At 69.9% G+C, this 2,391-nt stretch carries 3 protein-coding genes; 1 reads left to right on the top strand and 2 read right to left on the bottom strand.

Features of this window, described 5'->3' with window-relative positions:
• Both P1P75_RS41135 and P1P75_RS41130 read right to left on the bottom strand, forming a co-directional pair.
• On the bottom strand, window positions 1–775 hold a 775-nt coding region (locus P1P75_RS41135), incomplete at its 3' end, for a serine/threonine-protein kinase (protein ID WP_319265058.1).
• Window positions 776–848: 73 nt separating this feature from the next.
• The gene (locus P1P75_RS41130; RefSeq protein WP_319265056.1) at window positions 849–1,697 is read right to left on the bottom strand and encodes a menaquinone biosynthesis protein; all 849 of its coding nucleotides are present in this window, start codon (window positions 1,695–1,697) and stop codon (window positions 849–851) included.
• Between the two features lie 322 nt (window positions 1,698–2,019).
• Between P1P75_RS41130 and P1P75_RS41125 the strand changes: the two genes are divergently transcribed.
• Complete coding sequence (locus P1P75_RS41125) at window positions 2,020–2,223, top strand: cold-shock protein (RefSeq protein WP_073499902.1); 204 nt, start codon at window positions 2,020–2,022, stop codon at window positions 2,221–2,223.
• Window positions 2,224–2,391: the final 168 nt, after the last annotated feature.

The raw sequence follows: 2,391 nt of genomic DNA, 5'->3' as shown, positions 1-2,391 counted from the left end.
CCGCGGGGGTGGGCCGGGCGGCGGGGTCCTTGGTGAGGCAGGCCGTGACCAGGTCCAGCAGGTCGCCGTCCAGGCGGCCCAGTGCGGGCTGCTCGTGGACGACCTTGTAGAGGAGGGCGGCCGAGGAGTCACCGGGAAACGGGGGTTCGCCGGTCGCCGCGTACGCCAGTACGGCGCCGAGGGAGAAGACGTCGGCGGCGCCGGAGGCACCCTTGCCGAGGATCTGCTCGGGGGCCATGTAGCCGGGGGAGCCGACGGAGACGCCGGTCGAGGTGAGGGACGCGGTGCCGTCGGTCGCGCGGGCGATGCCGAAGTCGATGAGCAGGGGGCCGTCGACGGTGAGGAGGACGTTGGACGGCTTGACGTCCCGGTGCACGAGGCCGAGTCCGTGGACGGTGGCGAGCGCTTCGGCGAGGCCCGCCCCCAGCACTCGTACGGTGTGCTCGGGCAGTGCGCCGCCGCCCGCGACCGCCGCGGCCAGCGAGGGTCCGGCCGCGTAGGCGGTCGCGACCCAGGGGACGTTCGCCGTCGGGTCGGCGTCCAGGACGGGCGCGGTCCAGGCGCCGCCGACCCGCCGGGCGGCGTCTACCTCGCGCCGGAAGCGGGCCCGGAACTCCTCGTCGAGCGCGAGGTGGGGGTGCACGATCTTCACGGCGACGGTACGGCCGCCGGCGCTGCGGCCGAGATAGACGCGGCCCATCCCGCCGGAGCCGAGCCGGCCGAGCAGCCGGTAGGGCCCCACCTCGGCGGGTTCGTCGGCACCTAGCGGCTGCATGACGTCCACCCCTCCCCCGTAGGTCCGTGGACCTCTTGGGCCTCCGCGGCCCGCCAGCAGCCTAGTGCCGTCCCTACGGCTGAAGAAGGTCGACCTTGACGTCGGCCGGGAAGCCGGTCGTCGGGCCGACGCGGCGGGCGAACTCGGTGACCGCCGCCAACTGGGCGGGGCCGAAGCGGAAGTCCAGGGTGGTGAAGTACCGCTCCAGGACCTCCTCGTCGAAGTTCTCCCAGCGGGCCGCCTGTTCGGCGACCTTGGCGACCTCTTCGAGGGAGAGGTTGCGCGAGGCGAGGAAGGCCTCGTGGACCTTGCGGGTGATGAGCGGCTCACGCTCCAGGTAGTCCCGGCGGGCCGCCCACACCGCGAACACGAACGGCAGGCCGGTCCACTCCTTCCAGAGCGCGCCGAGGTCGTGCACCTGGAGGCCGTACTTGGGGCCGTCGAGCAGGTTCGCCCGCAGCGCCGCGTCGCCGATGAGTACGGCCGCCTCGGCCTCCTGCATCATCAGGCTCAGGTCGGGCGGGCAGGTGTAGTACTCCGGCCGGACGCCGTAGCGGTCGGACAACAGGAGTTGGGCCAGCCGCACGGAGGTGCGCGAGGTGGAGCCGAGGGCGACGCGGGCGCCGTCCAGTTCCTCCAGCGGCACCTGGGAGACGATCACGCAGGACATGACGGGACCGTCGCAGCCGACGGCGATGTCGGGGAAGGCGACCAGGTCGTCGGCGTTCTTCAGGAACTCGACGAGGGTGATGGGCCCGATGTCGAGGTCGCCCCGCACCAACTGCTCGCTGAGCTTCTCCGGGGTGTCCTTGGTCAGCTCGAAGTCGAGGAGGGTGCCGGTTCTCGCGAGCCCCCAGTACAGGGGCAGGCAGTTGAGGAACTGGATGTGGCCGACGCGCGGCCGGGTGCGAGAATTGTCCACATCGCGACGATAGACCCCGTCCGGTGGCAGGCCGTCTCCGACCCCGCTCCGGTGCTCCCCATCAACCCCGCGGGCGTCCGCCGTCAACCCCTTTTCCGGATCTTCAAACGTCCGGGTGACGTGATCTTGACCTCTATTGCTTTCCGGTGCCCACATGCTAGGCTCGCCGCAAGTTGCAGTTTGGTTTCCCTTGCAGTACAGAGCCTGCGGAGCATGTAACCGCAGGCTCTTGACGTTTTCAGACGTATGCAGTTGTGCGGCACTTGCTTTCACGCTTGCAGGGTTCTGGAGCAGGGCAACCCTTTGGGCCCAAGGAGGGCTTATGGCTACCGGAACCGTGAAGTGGTTCAACGCCGAAAAGGGCTTTGGCTTCATCGCCCAGGAGGGCGGCGGCCCCGACGTCTTCGTCCACTACTCCGCGATCAACGCGCAGGGTTTTCGTTCGCTCGAGGAGAACCAAGCGGTCTCCTTCGACGTGACCCAGGGTCCGAAGGGCCCGCAGGCGGAGAACGTCACCCCCGTCTGATCGCCTGATCGCTATCACACCCTGAGATCGCAAGTCTCTGAGAGCAGTACCCAAGGAGCCCCGCGCCGCAAGGCGACGGGGCTCCTGCCTTTCCGCGACGGCCCCCGCCTGGCCGGAGCCCGTACGTACATGTGCCGCACGGGCGGGTGGGGTTGTCTCCCCGGGGAC

This window comes from Streptomyces sp. ID05-39B, assembly GCF_033794725.1.
GTDB lineage: Bacteria > Actinomycetota > Actinomycetes > Streptomycetales > Streptomycetaceae > Streptomyces > Streptomyces bobili.
This window is presented reverse-complemented; position numbering and strand designations above follow the sequence as displayed.

Excerpts from the sequence above, each read along its gene's own strand:
- P1P75_RS41125 (WP_073499902.1), top strand. The coding sequence starts at position 2,020 with ATGGCTACCGGAACCGTGAAGTGGTTCAACGCCGAAAAGGGCTTTGGC.